The following is a 14,595-nucleotide window of genomic DNA, read 5'->3' as shown; positions in this document are numbered from 1 at the left end:
TTTACCTACCAAAACCTACAGATTGTTGCAGTCAGATGACCTTGATTCGTGAGAGCAAATGGTAGCCTTCGCCTCTAATTGCACGAATGGTTTTGCCTTCAATGCCGGCTTCAGCAAGTTTTTTCCGAAGTCGAACGACACGGACCTCGAGTGCGGCTTTGGCATAGTCGTTGATCTCTAGTTCGCCTTGGAGTTCTAACAATCTGAAATAAGGAAGATTGCCATTCGGCGACTCATTCAGCGCTTTCAACATCACCACTTCCTGCCGATTGAGCGCTACAGTCATGCGTCCTGTTAAGGTCATCGCACGTACATCGAGAAACACATCGGTCACATCTTGTCGCTTGATAAAGCGTCGTGAAACACTTCCGATGGCCGCCATGAGTTCGTTGCTGGAGATGGGTTTGGTCAGGTAAACATCTGCGCCAGACTCGTAGCCGCTGATTCGATCGTGCTCACTCCCGCGTGCGGTCAGCATGATGATGTATGTGTCTGGATTTGCTCGCTTGTAGCGACGGGCAATACTTAGACCATCTTCACCTGGCAAATTAAGATCCAGTATCAGGAGGTCTATGCTTGTATGCATAACAAGATCATCAAGATCTTCTGCACATTCTGCTGTATGGACTGCATAGCCTGCCCTGGAGATATCCCTTGCCAGCAGGTCTCTCAAATCATCATTATCTTCAATTAAAGCAATTTTCAGGAGGGGATCCATAGCTTAAAAATAACGTGTTGAGGTTGATGTGTAGGTTGTGTGTGATACGTGATGGATCCACCGAGTATGTTTACTAGTTCATACACAATATAGAGGCCCAGTCCGGAACCGCTTATTTTGGTCGCTGAGGCATTTCTGTAATATTTTTTGAAAACTTGCGCAGGATCTGGTGCACCCATTGAACCGATTTCATTGCTAAGTTGAATTAGAACACCAGTCTGATTGGTGTACAGATGAGGCTCAACTGCTATCTGAATCGTTGAGCCAGCTGGGGAATATTTAATTGCGTTCTCAAGCAGATTCGACGTAATGACTCGCAAGATGTCAGCATCAGTGTTTGCAATCAGACCTTGATCGCATTTTAAAACAACACGATTTTCAGCTTTGTGTTCGTTGATGAGGGCATTCAAGAAAGCATGAAGAGCCTGTGCCCTTGTGTGTGTAAGGGTTGCTTTTGCATCAATCCGACCGAGCTGCAGGCATCGTTCAATAATAAAGTCGATATTGTTGACTGCGCGGTTGGCATGCCCCTCGAGTTCGGATCCAGACACCTTTTCGTCCACCACAAGCTTAAGAACTGAAAGGGGGGTCTTGATTTCGTGAGACAGCATTGTCATGAGCATGGATTGCTCCTCGCGTTGCTGCCTCTCGTGATCGGCCTCAGCCTTTAGGATGATTGCGCGATTTGATTCTAATTTCAATAATGTTCTTGAACGATACTGGAGCAAAAAGAAAAATACCAGTCCACTCACCATGTTGTAAATGTGGAGTGAATGAAGAGCAAGTTCACCAGCGGGAAGCAAACCTAGTAACGGAAAGATGGCAAGTGTCCAAAGCGCTAAGTTGAAAATATAAAAAATACGTAAAGTATGAATGGGCAATGCATTGGATTGAAATTTTGACTGATTGAGATCGACTCCTAATAGGGAGGCGACTAAAAAAAATGTGATGATGATAAAAACAAGGATGGTGTTTAAACTGAAGGTCAAAGGTATATCAGACGTGAAATTTAGGGCGATCACACTTGCTGAAAGAATGAGAAGAAAATCAAAGGTCAGGCGATAGGATTTTTTTAAACCATATTCCTGTAATAGGAGTCGGTTCGCCAAGATGGCAAAAAATGGATAGAAGACGACGAGCGTGCTAAAAAAACTATTTAAAGAGGCTGGCTCAAAAGAATCATCAAAAATAATTTTGACGATCCCGCCGTGAAACAGTGTGTGAAGAAACGCGAAGATCTGCTGAACTGTGAAGGCGCCTAGGACTAACTCGCGATGCAGCAACCAACTGACTAGTAGCCATAACGCGATCAAAAAGGTAAAGGCCGAATATCCTGCATAGATTAAAAGTTCTTGACGATCTTTTTTTTGAAACTCAGCCAAGCTCATGACTTCTGCATTAATTAAATAACTCCGGACAGACTTGATTCTTAGGTAAACATTTCGTTCTGTCTGCATGGGCGTGAGTGAAAAGTTGTAGCTGACCGCATCGATATCTGAATCTTGCCAGGCATACTTATTTCCGATCAAAGGCTTGCCCTGTGGGGCCGCAGAGTCGAAAAGTTCGATTTCCTCAGTAAAAACGGGCCTGATTTTGAGTATCAGAGGCTGAGTGCTGGCGGCGATTTTTAATTTGATCCAATAGGTGCCGTTCTTGTAACCACCAGTCAGAGTCTTTTGGTAGGGGATAAAAGCTTGCTGCTCAATCTGGGTGATTGACATCGCATTACTTTTATCCTCAAAGTAGGATTGACTCAGCAGATATTGATCCGGTTGCCCTGCATAAATGACTGATGAGCCCAGAGAGTTCATCAGAAATATTAAAATTATTGTTATGGTCTTGAGCATGTCTGGCGAATTGTAAGCAGGATGGTTTATGCAGTCATCCTATGCATTTTAGGGCAGAAGATCAGCCTGAATGTGTAGGAATTCGTAGGGAATCTCTTTTATGCATTTGTCACGATGAATTAACATTACGTAATCTGTATTGCTTTGTAGATCCTGCTGGTCAATCAAAATTAAGCGAGAGTTAAAGCTATGTGCATGTGGTGTAGAAAATCTGAGTTTTCCGAACATTTGACCGCTAACTTTTCAGGAAAACGCCGCAAGCTCATGCTTTTTACCGGAGCAGGTTCGATTACCGCTGCCTTTCATGCCGGTTTAAGCGCTCAGGATGTAGATCGTCCTGATACCGTTTTTCGTAATGGTTCCATTTATACGATGTCTGGCAACTCTCAAAAAGTTGAGGCCCTGGCTATCCGGAACGGAAAGATTTTAGGTACGGGTTCTGTTGATCAGGTCATGAGTTTGACCAAAAATAAACCGACCATCGTCAATCTCGAAGGACGGACTGTCTTTCCTGGCTTTATCGATCCACATAATCATGTCGTGCTCAGTAGCTTGTTTGATCAATTGCTCATCAATGTGGGTTTTGCAAAGTACAAAACCAAAGATCAAGTCAAGTCGTTCATGAAAACAACCGCAGCTAAAACGCCTGCGGGTCAGTGGTTAGCGTTCGGCTTTTATGACAATCTTCTGCAAGGTGGGGATTGGTCGATGGCTGAGATCAACGATATTTCGACGAGCCACCCCATATTTATTTTTTACGTCAATGGTCACGTCGGTGCTGCCAATTCGTTGGCTTTTTCAAAGGCTGATATTCCTCAAAATGTCGGTATGCTCACAGGTGGCGGTTATTTTGGACGCGATCGTGATGGTCAGTTCAATGGCTTGATTTATAACGAGCCTGCCTTGATGAAATTTGCCGATCTCGCTGTGCCTAAACCATCGCCGGAATTGCTGGAAAAGGCTGTTGTGCAGTATGCGAAACAAGCTGCAGCGTCGGGTCTGACCACACTGCACGAGCCAGGTACAGTCAAGCCGCAATGGGTGGAGCCTCTCGCAAAGCTTTCCAACTATTTGCCCATTCGATTTAGCGCAAGTTTCAGCTCAGACGCAGTCGAGGAGAGTAAAAAATACACGTCGCTTGGTCCATCGAATAAAGCGCGTATTTTGCCAAATAGTCGCTTTTCCCTGTTTGGAATGAAATGTTGGACCGATGGATCTAACCAAGCAGAAACAGCGGCGCAAACTCAGCCCTATTTGCATTCCGACAAAAAGGGTACTTTGAGTTATACACAAATTCAAATGACCGAAATATGCAAAAAGGCCAAGGCTGCTGATTGGACGATGCTGGCGCATTGCCAAGGGGATGCCGCCATTGATGAATATCTCAATGCACTCGAAACAGTGTATGGCGCGAATCCCTCTGCGGGTCTCATGCGCGTTGAGCATGCGACGATGTTGCGTCAGGACCAAATTGAAAGAATGAAAAAGCTAGGTTATGAGCCCACTTTCATGACTGATTTTGTCTATCTCTATGGCGCGGCATACAGAGATTCTATTTTTGGGCCAGAACGTGCAGCCTTTATGGTGCCTTGCGCAGCCGCTCACAAAGCAGGACTGCAATACTCCGTTCATTCAGATAACCCTGCTGCAGGTATGCCAATGAACCCATTGCGTCATGTTCAGATTCAGCTCATGCGGCAATGTATTGCGGATGGTTCTATTGTGGGGCCAGATCAGAGAGTCGACCTTGATACTGCCCTGCGCGCAGTCACCATCAACCCGTCACGGCATATTGGGATGGAGCATATGCTTGGCTCCTTGGAAGTTGGCAAGGAAGCAGACCTCACCATCCTGGAGAAAGATCCATTCCAGACAGAAATGAGCGCGATGAGCGCCATCAAAGTGTCAGAAACTTGGGTAGCCGGTCAAAAAGCGTTTGGTTGATCCCTTGTCTGGTTCAGAAGAGTGTTTCTGCGATATAAATCCATAGAGCCATGGTGAAAATCGCAGCGACATTGCTGGCCAAAATTTGACCCGGTATCTTTTCTGTCGCAACACTATGTTGCGAACTCAGCATCGCTCCCATCGTCGCTGCTGGACACGCGGCGATAATGACAACACCTTTAGCGAGCGTTGAATCAAGCTTAAACAATAATGCCAGTCCAGCCACAAGTGCTGGCATCGCAAGGTTTTTAAGGATCACCACGGTGATCACTTGACTATCAATCCTAGGTGTTAAAAATGACAGCAATACACCCAGGGTGAACAGAGCGAGCCCCCCAGCAATATTTCCAATCAGTTTCAGTGAGTCAGTCGCAAGTTCGGGTAATTTAAAACCTAGCAAGACCATCGCGAGTCCGATGAGAGGCGCCCAGACGACTGGTTGTTTGAGCGTATCGAGCAAGATTGCCGAGATGCTGGCCGAAGACCCATGACTCTGGACTTTGTTGATCATTGCCATCACGATTGGAATCACGATGATACTTGTGATGATATTGCCAATGATGATGGGCAACATGCCTTGCTGTCCGAGCACGGTCATGACGACAGGGAGTCCAAAGTATGCCATGTCTGGAAAACCGCTGTTGCTGCCAAAGAGGGCCGCTTCACCGGCTGGTTTTTTCCACATCATGAGCGAAAGAAAGATCGCGATCAGAAAGGGCAAGGCAATGCCGATGGTCAGTGTGAGGACATAGGGGATGTTCTCAAACTGAGAGGGATTAAAAGAAAAAATAGATACAAAAAGTGTGCAAGGCAATGCAAAGTTGACCACTACGGTAGACAAGCTTTTTGCCCCATCCTGGCTGATGAGTTTATTTTTTCCCGCTAAATAACCTAGTGCGATCACAAAGGCGACAGGTGTCAGTGCATTTAAAATCAAATTGAACATGAAGGTGCTCGAGTGAGTATTTTTTACAGCAAGAAAAATGACAAAACTGCACTCATTAAACAGTATTATTCTTGAAGCGAGGGCTATTGTTTATTAATTAATTCATTATTCTGGAGATATTATGTTTAGTCACGTGATGGTTGGTGCGAATGATTTAGAAGCATCAAGAAAGTTTTACGATGCGGCCCTTGGCGCGTTAGGGATCGCCCCAGGTGTGCTCAATCGCGATATTCGTTATTTCTACAGAAGTCCGACAGGTGTCTTTGCGTTTACCTTGCCTTTGGATAACAAGCCTGCGACGCCTGCCAATGGTGGCACGATCGGTTTTATGGCAAAAACAGCTGAGCAAGTCGATGCTTTCCATGCGGCTGGCGTTACGAATGGTGGCGTCACCTGTGAAGATCCTCCAGGCTATCGTGAAGGACCCGCTGGGAAAATGTATCTCGCTTATTTGCGCGACCCGATCGGGAACAAAATCTGCGCGATGTTCAGGGTACCTAAGTAAAGCGGAACAGATGCTCACGATATGAAAATAGCAGCCACTGGCTGCTATTTTTTTGGAAATGTTTATTTTTTTAGTTCGTCTTCAGTTGACCGGCTAATACGAGTGATGCACGCAATGCATCATTAATACGTGTTTGCCATCCCTCACCACTCGCACGAAGTGCTGCAAGTACATCCGCATCTAAGCGAAGTTTTACGGGTTCTTTAGGTGTGACGGACTTAGGTCTGCCACGCGTTTTTAACTTAGTGCCTTTGTACAGATCGGCTGACTTGAAAAAAACCTCAGTCAACTCCGGTGCATCATCAGGATCTTTCCAAGTGGCGGGTGTAGAGCGCTTTTTCGCGGTCATTTCCTTTCCTCATGCTGATAATACGGCGGGCCTCGCCGCGAGGTGTCCAGACCAAAACCACTAAGCGGCTATCTAACAAACCTACTGTGATGAATCTGTCTTCTTCGTATGCAAATCTCATATCTTGAGCCGTGAAATGTAAACCCTCGAATATTTCTAGGGCTCGCGCAAAATCTAAACCACGCTCAAGAAAAGTAATTTTTTGTTTTTCTTGGTCGAATTGAATTTCCACTTATTTATTGTACCCCCATTAAATACAATGTGTCAGCCTATAAGTACTGGCTAAGCTCATATTCTGCATTGGGAGGTTCGAAAGGTGCAATATGACAAAAAAGTCCTATTTTTATAGAACCCAAATAACTCAGCACACGTTGCAACACCGATAAGGTATTGAAACGTGTGCTGATGGATTTTCGAAATGACTGATGTTGTATTTACTGTTTAAGAGGAGGAATATTGGCATCCTTCAATACTTTTTTCGAGACCGCCAATTCCGTCCGGAAAGCTTTAGTGAGTTGTTGATCGTTCATGGGCTCTGCATTCAAAAACGCAGTTTCGAATTGGCGAATCAAAGAGGGCTGTTGGAGAGATTTTTCCAAAGCTGCGCCTAGCTTTTGCAAGATAGGTTTAGGTGTACCAGCTGGTGCGACGATGCCGTTCCATACATAAAAGTCAAAGCCATTGAGTCCTGATTCACTGATACTCATGAGTTTGCGCTGATCCGTGATGGGAGTCTTGCGTGTAGTGGCCAACACTTTCACTTTGCTATTGTCGGCCAAGGGAAAGGCGAGTGATGGCGCAACCAAAGCCATATCTAGTCTGCCTGCACTTAAATCATTGATCACGCCAGCGGCACCTTTGTAGGGGATTGATGTGAGATCCATTTTTCCCAGACTACTCATCCACGCTAGAGCGATTTCATTCCCAAAGCCGACACTCGCAGCATTGAGTTTGCCAGGGTTCGCTTTTGCAAAGGCGAATAGCTCTTTGGCACTGTTGAATGGGCTGTTGGCAGAGACAATCAGCACATGGGGGTATCCGGAGACCCCACCTACAGGTGTGAAGTCCTTGTCATAGTCATAGCTGACTGACTCGTAGCGCGCCGGACCATGGCTGAAAAATGAATTGGAAGCTAAAAAGAGCGTATAGCCATCTGGCTTGGAGGCCATCATTTCTTTGGCAGCGATTAGTCCACCTACGCCTGGTTTATTAGAGATCAGCACAGGCTGACCTAATTGCTTACTCATCTGGTCTGCAACGGCTCTTGCAGCGCTGTCTGTTGGTCCGCCTGCGGAAAAACCCACGAGCAAGGTGATGGGGCGGTTTGGGTAGTCTTGGGCGTGAGCGGAAAGTATGGCTGCAGTACTTAAAAAAAACGAACTCATAATTCCGAGCTTGATTGCAAATTGCTTAAAAGTAGGACGTGAAAGCATTGTTTGTCTCCTGATTTTTGTTGATATATTTTATTTAAACGGTTCGAACAGTCGGAAAACGTTCGAGCAGCCGATTGCGCCACATTGCGTCACTCTGAAGTAACTTTTTTAACGCCGCGGTTTCATCTGGTGCGCCCTTTGCCATTTGATTGATTTGCCAGGCCATACAAAAATTGGACGAAATCGCTGACATACCTAAATCTGCGAGCGCCATGATAGGTCCAAGTGTTGGCATACCAGCGCCCGCAAGCAAAATTAAATCTGGTTTGTGCACTAACAGTCGTTTGGCTGCTGAGAGAACCGAATCATTGCGCATCATGTAGATATTGTGAAACCCACCCGGGGTGTCTGGCGCTTCGACGGCACAGATTTCGACACCACAGCGTTTCCAATATGCGATACTTTTTTGAGTGAGCCAGTCTGGATAGGGACTGACGAGTGCGATGCGTTCCACACCCAGACATTGAAAGGCACGGCGTATGGATTGAGCCGCAGACACGATTGGATAACCATAGCGTGCGCCCAAGAGATCAAAGTGTGCGTCCTCTTGTTCGGGGGTGAGGTGGTAGGTTGAGCCGGTGATCAGAAACCCGATACCATTTAAGGGCGCATTGGCAAACGTAGAAATAAAGCCATCGATTCCAGTTAGAAAATCAACCAGACGTTCTTTCATTTCAGGCTGTGGGCTTGTCAGGCGACCCGTCAATAGTGCAATATCTGTATCAAGCATCGCCTGCACCTCAGGCTCTGCTGTTGTGTTTGCCTGAGGGACGAGCAAACCTAGTGTTCCACGTGCACCATATTCGACTTCATCAGTTAAATCAGGCATTTTGGAGACTCTCACTATGAACAAAACAATACGTTACGCAGCTGCAATGATCGGGGCTTTGTTGTTGAACACTTCGGTTGCACAAAACTGGCCTACAAAACCAATCCGCATGATTAATCCCTATGCGGCGGGTGGCTTTGGTGACACGATTGCGAGACCAATGTTCGACCAGCTTGGACAATCCCTTGGACAACCCATCATAGTTGAAAGTCATGCGGGTGCAAACGGGACGATTGCCTCGAATGTCGTCGCAAAAGCGAACCCCGATGGCTATACGCTGCTGATTGCAAATTTGGGTCCGATTGCGATGAATCCTGTCCTATATCCCGCGACAACCTTAGATCCACTCAAGGCCTTTGTGCCCATTACACAGCTGGTTTCGGGACCGCTGGTCATCTTGACGCATCCAGAGTTTGCAGCAAAAACGTTACCTGAGCTGATGCAATATGCACGCAACAATCCTGGAAAAGTGTCCTACGGCTCGGTTGGACCAGGTAGTACGACACACCTAGCGGGTGAGTTACTTGCGCTCAAGGGTAAAGTGGATTTGTTGCATGTCCCATTTAAAGGGGCAGCACCTGTCATTACTAATCTGTTAGGAAAGCAAGTGGATATTGGCATCGTCAATATTTCACTCGCTAAACCTCACATTGATGCAGGACGATTGATCCCGATTGCCGTCACGACAGTGAAGCGATCGAGCATTTTGCCAAACGTGCCAGCGGTGGCTGAGGTCGTGCCAGGATTTGAAGTGAACCCATGGTGGGGCTTGATGGCGCCAGCGGGAACCTCTCCTGAGGTGGTGGCACGGATTGAAAAGGAAATGATTCGAATTCTTCAGATTCCGTCTATTGCAACAAAATTACGCGAGAGTGGACTCGAGCCCGAGGGGACCACGGCTTCAGCTTTTGGAAAGACAATCGCCTCAGATCTTGAGCAGTGGAGAGAGGTGGTCAAGGCCAACAAAATCACACTACAGTAAATAGGCTGAGCACATCACGTGCGCATGGCTAGATGGAATTACCGTTAATACGTGATGTCACTGACTAAAAGACTCTCAAAATCATTGACGGGCAATGGTTTTGAGAAAAGATAACCTTGTCCTTCTTCGCATTGATGTTGGCTGAGAAACTGTCGCTGTCCGTCCGTTTCAACGCCTTCGGCCACAATTAAAAATTGCAGCGCTTTGCTCATGGCAATAATGGCACTTGTGATCGCTGCCGAATGTGGGTCAGTGGTGACGCCTTGAACAAAGGAAATGTCAATTTTCAAGATATTGATTGGAAATTTTTCTAAATAGGCGAGTGAAGAATAGCCAGTACCAAAGTCATCAATTGCAATCAAGATGCCAAGCGCTTGTATTTGATTCAACAAATCAGCAGTTTTTTCTGGATTTTGCATCGCAGCAGATTCAGTAAGTTCTATTTCAAGATAATGGGGAGATAGATGATATTTCTCTAAATTTTGTTTAAGAATCGTGACGATTTGGTCATCAAGAAATTGTTCTGCGACGAGGTTGACTGAGACTGGAACAATCTGGATGCCGGCATCTAGCCATTTCTTTTGTTGTTGGCAGACATGGTCGAGAGCCCATATGGTGATTGGACCAATCAGTCCAATCTCTTCGGCAAGCGGGATAAAGTCTTTTGGGGGAATAATGCCTCTTTCAGGATCGCGGCATCGAATTAAGGCTTCTGCACCTGAGATTTTCCCCGTTTTTAAATCAATTCGGGGTTGATAAAACATTTCCATCCAACCGCTGGCAAAGGCACTACGTAATACATTTTCCTTGCGGATCATGTTTTCAACTTGTTCGTTCAACTCAGGTGAGGCGAGTACGATTGACTTTCTAGTACTCTTTTTCGCCTCAAAAAGTGCAGCCTCCGCAGCCTGGAGGAGAGATTCAGCATCTTGAGCATCCTTGGGATAAATACTGATGCCCATATAAGGTTCTAACTCCAAACTTGAACCATTCCATAAAAAGGGAGAGTTCGTTGCTTTGGAAATGCGAAGTAATAACTCTTTAAGCGGACTGGGGTCAATTGATCCATCCACGATCAATATATAATTTTGATTGTGCACTCTAGCGACCAAACTAGCCTTTGGCTGGATAGACCTCAGACGATCTGCAAGCTCAACTTGAATGGCCTCTGCAGCGGAGTGTCCAAGGCTTGCGGTAATCATATTTAAGCGACTCAGATCAATGGCAAAAAGTGTAATTTCACTATTTTTCTTTTTGGCCAAATGAATAGATTGCACAAGCGTTTCAAGCAAAATTGTTTTGCTAGGGAGGTCGGTGATGAGGTCATGCGTGGCATTGTGTTCCAAATCCCTTTCCATTTGCCTCGCTCGATTGATATCCGACATATCGCGCAAAATACAGTTCAATAAAATCTGACCTTCGATTTCTATTTGGCGTGTACGAATATCCGCATCAATGAGGAGACCATCCCTGGATAAAAGTTTTGTGGTGAACGTAAACTGAGGATACGTTAATGCTTGTTTCAAGCGTTCTGTCACAACACTCTTTTCGATAGGCGCAATCAGATCTAGAAAAGAGAGATTTTCAAACTCATGACGCAAATATCCAAGCTGACCACAAGCGACATCATTAAACTCAATGAATGTCCACTGATCTGTTGTAATCAGTCCAGCACCCTCAGGTAAAAGAGCAAAAAGAGTGCGGTATCGTGCTTCGGCATCTCGCGCCCGTTTTTCTTGCTCTGTCAGTAAAGCGGTTCTTTCAGCAACTTTATTCTCTAGCTGTTGATTAAGAGTGTTGAGATCTTCTTCGAGTTTACGTAAAAGCTGATTTTGATACGCAGCGTTGTCATACGTGGAAACAAGCATTTGTAAAATTTGTTCACGGCCGGCATGAACGCTGTAGTGTGTTTGATTGATTTCAACATCAAGGGGCGAATCATCGAGCAAATGACTCTCTTGAGGAAGAGCGTTAAGGAGTCTCCGGACCTGTATCAATAATCTTTCATTGTCATAAGGTTTAGTGAGATAGGCTTGTGCTCCTGCGTTCAATCCGCGGATGACGTCAATAGGATCTGACAAGGCAGTCAATAAAATAATTGGAATATTCTGTGTGTCAGGATCTGATTTGATTCTTTCACACATTTGATAGCCATCAAGTACAGGCATTTGTACATCGCTAATAATCAAATCAGGTTTGATATTTTTAATTGCAAGTAGACCCGCCTCTCCATCGGTCGCAATGAGGCATGTCAGTGAATTGCTGACAAGAAATCGACGCAGCATCTCAGCCTGTATCGGACTGTCTTCGACAATCAGGATGTCGAAATGACTCAACGCATTAGGCATGGGGTGTCATTACAAAAAGTTGAACTAAAAAAATTTTTTGATGAGAATAAAAAATATTATCCAAAGATAATTCTGGTCACTATGCGTTGGATGTTTTTATTTGTATGTGCGATACCACACAGAGAATAATGTTTAAAAAAAGTACAAGTAAGCATCTTTTACTTTTTTAAGCGTAGAGCGTTGATGCGCAGCTATCTCATCTGTGAGTCAGTGTCCGTGCGTTACGCCATCGCGGTTGTTCATGTGGAAGGTGTTTACTGGTTGCCTCAACTGTCTCCCGTCGAAGCGGCACCGCCATGGTTTGTCGGTAGTGTGAATTGGCATGGGGAGATTGTTCATGTGCTGGATTTGGGATTGCGGTTTAAGCATCCGGCTAGAGACTACGACCACTTAACGCAGCTCATTGTGGTAAGTATGCCTGAAATGCGTTGTGGCATTTTGGTAGATGCAGTCTTAGATTTGATTGAGGTAGTCGAGACCTCTGTGCTCAAGCGCAAGATGACGATACCTAAAGATTTCAACACTTCATACTCTGCAATGATAGAAGGGGAAATCAAGCAAGACGGTGAGATTTATCAATTACTCAATTTGCAGAATGTATTGTCGTTTGAAGTTGGACAGGAAATATTTCAACCAGGTATTCAATCCCACAATGCCGTCAGTGAAAAATCAAGTACGCATGATGGTAAGACATCAAGTACAAGGCTGTGTCAATTTTCAACGCCTGTTACACATGATCAGAATGAAAATAAATTGGGATTTGTGCTGGTCTTCATTGGCGGAGTTCAATATGCAATCGAAGTTCAATACATTGCTGAGTTGACTCATTTAAAGCAATTTGCTGTATTGCCTTGTTGCCCTGCCTACCTAATGGGCGTGATAAATCTGCGTGGAGAGATATTGTCTGTCATTGATATGACTGACTTTTTGATTACTGAGAATATTGAGGAACAAAAGGATCTTGTTATTTTAAGTTTTCAATCTTTGAAATTGGCATTAGCTGTTCAAAAAATCATTTGCTTTCAATACTTTGAAAAAATATTTGTTACGGCTGTTCAAAATGTTGAGGACCAGCACGTGCGGTGTAAATCTCTACTGAAAGTGAACCAGGGGATCGCTGGAATACTCGATGTCGAAGCATTTTTTACTAAAGGTCTACTTGAAATTGATGAGCATGTATAAGCGAGTCATGACGCAGTCATCAAGCCATTGAGAAGTTAAAGGAACATCATGTTTAATAAAATCACACTTCGCTGGCGGATGTTGCTGAGTTACTCAATCCCGTTACTGGTTCTCTTATTGATTGTGGGGCTCAACCAATACAAGATGAGTGAAGCGTTGGAGAAATCGCATACGTTGAATGCGACAGCGAACTTCACCCCTGATATTTTTAAAATTAGTGAAAATATCACGCGCATGCAGAGAGGCTCATATAGCTATCTTTTGTTTGGCGAAACCCGCGATGCCTATGCACGGAAGGCTTACGATGATGCTCAGGAGCAAGTTGATATTTTATTTGCTCAACTCAAGCAAGGTAGTTATTCACCTGAATTCAATGAAAAATTAAAAGTCCTGCATAGTCTATATCTCTCTGTTAAGGAGAGTAATGGTTTGATTATCCGATTGGTTGATGAAGGTAAAGCGCAAGAAGCACTTGACGTTTTTAAAACGGGGAAAAGTGTCAGAATTGGACGAGATGGAGATTTATTGGCCGCAAACTTTGCCAATTTAGATTTAGAAGATCGCGATGATCTGCGCGATCAAATCACAGCGAATATTGAAAACGCCAAGACAATTGTGCTGGTTGGATCACTTTCGGCTATTTTGATATTGATTTTATTTGGTTTGATGATTTCGATTTTTCTCAGTAAAGATATTTTTAATAATTCAAGTCAAGTTTCCGCCTCTGCAACGTCAATCGCGACCACGCTCGCGCAACATGAAAAAGCCGTGACACAACAAGGCTCTTCGGTTTCTCAGACGACAAGCACGGTTGAGGAGTTGGTCTCTTCTGCGCGTTTGTCTTCTGAGCAGGCTGAGTCCGCCGCAAAGGCGGCAAAATCGGCTCAGGAAACAACCTTAATGGGATTGGAGCTAGTCAGTCGGAGCCAAGCAGATATGTTGCAGCTCGAAGAAAAAATGAGTGCAATCGCAAAGCAAATATTGAATTTGTCTGATCAAGCGGGACAAATCGGAAATATTTCAAAACTAGTCGGTGAGCTCGCGGGTGAGACTAATATGTTGGCACTCAATGCTGCCGTTGAAGCTGCAAGGGCCGGTGAGCACGGCAGGGGTTTTGCCGTAGTGGCCAGCGAAATTCGTAAGCTTGCAGACCAAAGTAAACAGTCTGCTGAAAAATCCGGACAAATTGTCTCGGATATTCAAAAAGCGACTAACGCCATGGTGATGACGGCTGAAGAGGGTTCTAAAACAACGCTCCTGGTGTCTGATAGTGTGATCAAAGCAGCGAAAGCTTTTGAGGTGTTACGCCTCATCTCTGAGGGCGTTTTCCAGAACGCTCAGCAAGTGCTTTTCAATAGTAAGCAACAGGCGGCCGCCTTAGTGCAAATCAATGAGGCGATGCAAAACATCAATAATGGTTCAAGAGAAATGGTACTGGGCACTTCTCAGGCCAGAGCGGGTGTCGATGCGCTCACTCAAGTGGCGAATCGGCTTCGGTCAATTGTTTAGCTC

At 45.0% G+C, this 14,595-nt stretch carries 13 protein-coding genes; 5 read left to right on the top strand and 8 right to left on the bottom strand.

Translation table 11 applies throughout. The features are described from left to right. Positions 1-31: 31 nt before the first annotated feature. Complete coding sequence (locus WBJ47_RS08465; RefSeq protein ID WP_422244166.1) at positions 32-718, bottom strand: response regulator transcription factor; 687 nt, start codon at positions 716-718, stop codon at positions 32-34. Then, positions 703-2,529 carry an ATP-binding protein gene (locus WBJ47_RS08460; protein WP_424585346.1) on the bottom strand — a complete coding sequence of 609 codons (1,827 nt, stop codon included), beginning with the start codon at positions 2,527-2,529 and terminating at the stop codon, positions 703-705. The genes WBJ47_RS08465 and WBJ47_RS08460 overlap by 16 nt, the downstream gene beginning before the upstream one ends. 231 nt (positions 2,530-2,760) lie before the next feature. Between WBJ47_RS08460 and WBJ47_RS08455 the strand changes: the two genes are divergently transcribed. Next, a complete protein-coding gene (locus WBJ47_RS08455; RefSeq protein WP_422244168.1) occupies positions 2,761-4,509 on the top strand; it encodes an amidohydrolase in 1,749 nt (582 codons plus the stop codon). A gap of 13 nt (positions 4,510-4,522) precedes the next feature. Here WBJ47_RS08455 and WBJ47_RS08450 read toward each other — a convergent pair whose 3' ends face one another. Continuing rightward, entirely contained in the window at positions 4,523-5,455 is a 933-nt protein-coding gene (locus tag WBJ47_RS08450; RefSeq protein ID WP_422244169.1) for an AEC family transporter, read from the bottom strand. A 121-nt stretch (positions 5,456-5,576) separates the two neighbouring features. Between WBJ47_RS08450 and WBJ47_RS08445 the strand changes: the two genes are divergently transcribed. Beyond that, positions 5,577-5,960: a VOC family protein gene (locus WBJ47_RS08445; protein WP_422244170.1), complete on the top strand. Its 384-nt coding sequence runs from the start codon at positions 5,577-5,579 to the stop codon at positions 5,958-5,960. A gap of 70 nt (positions 5,961-6,030) precedes the next feature. Here WBJ47_RS08445 and WBJ47_RS08440 read toward each other — a convergent pair whose 3' ends face one another. From WBJ47_RS08440 to WBJ47_RS08425, 4 genes are all read right to left on the bottom strand, one after another. Continuing rightward, a complete protein-coding gene (locus tag WBJ47_RS08440) occupies positions 6,031-6,309 on the bottom strand; it encodes a BrnA antitoxin family protein (RefSeq protein WP_422244171.1) in 279 nt (92 codons plus the stop codon). Further along, entirely contained in the window at positions 6,263-6,541 is a 279-nt protein-coding gene (locus WBJ47_RS08435; RefSeq protein ID WP_422244172.1) for a BrnT family toxin, read from the bottom strand. The genes WBJ47_RS08440 and WBJ47_RS08435 overlap by 47 nt, the downstream gene beginning before the upstream one ends. A 202-nt stretch (positions 6,542-6,743) precedes the next feature. Continuing rightward, positions 6,744-7,742 (bottom strand): Bug family tripartite tricarboxylate transporter substrate binding protein, encoded by a 999-nt coding sequence (locus WBJ47_RS08430; protein WP_422244173.1) that lies wholly within the window; start codon positions 7,740-7,742, stop codon positions 6,744-6,746. A 34-nt stretch (positions 7,743-7,776) separates the two neighbouring features. Next, positions 7,777-8,571: a maleate cis-trans isomerase family protein gene (locus WBJ47_RS08425; RefSeq protein WP_422244174.1), complete on the bottom strand. Its 795-nt coding sequence runs from the start codon at positions 8,569-8,571 to the stop codon at positions 7,777-7,779. A 16-nt stretch (positions 8,572-8,587) separates the two neighbouring features. Between WBJ47_RS08425 and WBJ47_RS08420 the strand changes: the two genes are divergently transcribed. Further along, positions 8,588-9,553 (top strand): Bug family tripartite tricarboxylate transporter substrate binding protein, encoded by a 966-nt coding sequence (locus WBJ47_RS08420; protein WP_422244175.1) that lies wholly within the window; start codon positions 8,588-8,590, stop codon positions 9,551-9,553. A gap of 44 nt (positions 9,554-9,597) precedes the next feature. On the opposite strand, the gene WBJ47_RS08415 is transcribed toward WBJ47_RS08420, so the two are convergent. Beyond that, the gene (locus WBJ47_RS08415) at positions 9,598-11,901 is read right to left on the bottom strand and encodes a GGDEF/EAL domain-containing response regulator (RefSeq protein WP_422244176.1); all 2,304 of its coding nucleotides are present in this window, start codon (positions 11,899-11,901) and stop codon (positions 9,598-9,600) included. Positions 11,902-12,084: 183 nt separating this feature from the next. On the opposite strand from WBJ47_RS08415, the gene WBJ47_RS08410 reads away from it, so the two are divergent. Next, positions 12,085-13,083 carry a chemotaxis protein CheW gene (locus tag WBJ47_RS08410; RefSeq protein WP_422244177.1) on the top strand — a complete coding sequence of 333 codons (999 nt, stop codon included), beginning with the start codon at positions 12,085-12,087 and terminating at the stop codon, positions 13,081-13,083. A 48-nt stretch (positions 13,084-13,131) separates the two neighbouring features. Next, entirely contained in the window at positions 13,132-14,592 is a 1,461-nt protein-coding gene (locus WBJ47_RS08405) for a methyl-accepting chemotaxis protein (RefSeq protein ID WP_424585345.1), read from the top strand. Positions 14,593-14,595 lie beyond the last annotated feature (3 nt).

It is taken from the genome of Zwartia sp. (genome assembly GCF_049655405.1).
Taxonomy (GTDB): Bacteria; Pseudomonadota; Gammaproteobacteria; order Burkholderiales; family Burkholderiaceae_B; genus Zwartia.
Note: the sequence above shows the minus strand (reverse complement) of the source record. Positions and strands in the feature narration are given on the sequence as shown.